2 protein-coding genes are annotated in these 1,503 nt (G+C 65.3%); both read left to right on the top strand.

All coding sequences use genetic code 11. From position 1 onward, the window contains the following. Window positions 1-999, top strand: a 999-nt coding sequence (locus NTX40_00580) for a hypothetical protein (GenBank protein ID MCX5647588.1), incomplete at its 5' end; no start/stop codon positions are given. A gap of 237 nt (window positions 1,000-1,236) precedes the next feature. Beyond that, the coding region (locus tag NTX40_00575; protein MCX5647587.1) for an NAD(P)H-dependent oxidoreductase subunit E at window positions 1,237-1,503 on the top strand (267 nt) is incomplete at its 3' end.

Raw genomic sequence — 1,503 nt, 5'->3', positions numbered from 1 at the left:
GCCCTGGAAGCATTCGAGATCTTCGGCATGGACGCGCAGATCCAGTACTTCCAGGAAATGGGCCAGTTCGGGTTGGTGGGCGCCGATTTCACGAAGTGTTCGACGGCGGAGTGGGTGGACGAGGTCAAGGTCATCAGCGCGAGTCCGGACCACCGCGTTGTCCACCACACCGTCCGAACGCCGGAGGGCGACCTGACGTACAAGACCGCCGGCGACCGCAAGACGACGTGGATCACCGAGTACCTGATCAAGCGCGACGACGACGTCGATCGGATCCGCAGGTACATGCCGGTCCCGGTCCTCGATCCGGAGCCGGTGCGCCGGGCGTACGACGCCATCGGCGACCGCGGGATCCTCCGTGGCTTCGTGTGGGGCGACCAGGCCGGCTGTTGGCAGCACGCCTGCTGTCTGATGGACGTGAGCCAACTGATCCTGAAGTGTTTCGACGAGCCGGACTGGGTGGCCGCGCTGCTGGGAACGCTGCTGGAAAAGAAACTGCGGTTCATCGAATCGATGAAGGGCGCGAAGTTCGACTTGATCGAGACCGGCGGCGGGGCGGCTTCTTCGACGCTCATCTCGCCGAAACTGCACGAGAAATTCTGCCTGCCCTTCGACCGCAAAATGCACGACGCGCTACACAAACTGGGGTTCGCGGTGACCTACCATACGTGCGGCGGCACGCTGGGGATCGAAGAGATGATCGTCGCCAACGGGTGCGATGTCTCGGAGACCCTCGCGCCGACCAGCATCGGCGGGAACCAGGAACCGTGGGAGTTCAAGGCCAAGGTGGGCGACCGCGTGGCCCTCATCGGCGGGGTCGACCAGTTCAACGTGCTGACGAAAGGGACCGACTGCCGGATCCGCGACACCGTGTTCAGGTTGTTCAGGACCGTCGGGCAGGACGGCGGGTACATCTGCTCGCTGGCCGACCATTTCTTCGACACGCCGCCTGAAAAGATCCGGGTCTTTGCCGAGGCGGCCCGGGAATGCGTGTACTGAAGGCAAGCGAAACCCCCGCGCCGCGGAAAATGCCGCGCCCAAACGCCTCAGCCGACGGATCTGCGACCCAATCTCAGAGACCGGTTCGCCTTGACAACGCCCCGGAGGCTTGGATCAGACCAATTTCACGGCTGGATGGACTTTTCGGCAGGCACAATTCTCGCCTTGTCCGGCCGCGGGCGAATCCCTATACTTGGTCGGAGTTCCCCCGAGGACCTTTCAAACGAGGGGCATTCGATGGCGCAGTCGCCGCGGTCCATGCTGAGGCAGCGCCGGCGCGGCCTGCCTCCGCCGCCGCCCGACGCCGATATCGCCGCGCACCTGGACGACCTGGGCGTCTCGCCGGCGTCCAACCTCATCGGCGTGCTGCAGGACGTGCAGGAGCGTTTCGGCTACCTGCCGCCGGCGGCCTTACGGGAGACCAGCCGCCGGACGCGCATCCCGCTGAGCCGCGTCTGGGGCGTCGTCTCCTTCTACGCCCAGTTCTACACGGAGCCCCGCGGC

This window comes from Planctomycetota bacterium (genome assembly GCA_026387035.1).
GTDB lineage: Bacteria > Planctomycetota > Phycisphaerae > FEN-1346 > FEN-1346 > JAPLMM01.
The sequence above is the reverse complement of the archived record's forward strand: the minus strand, read 5'-3'. Positions and strand labels throughout refer to the sequence as shown.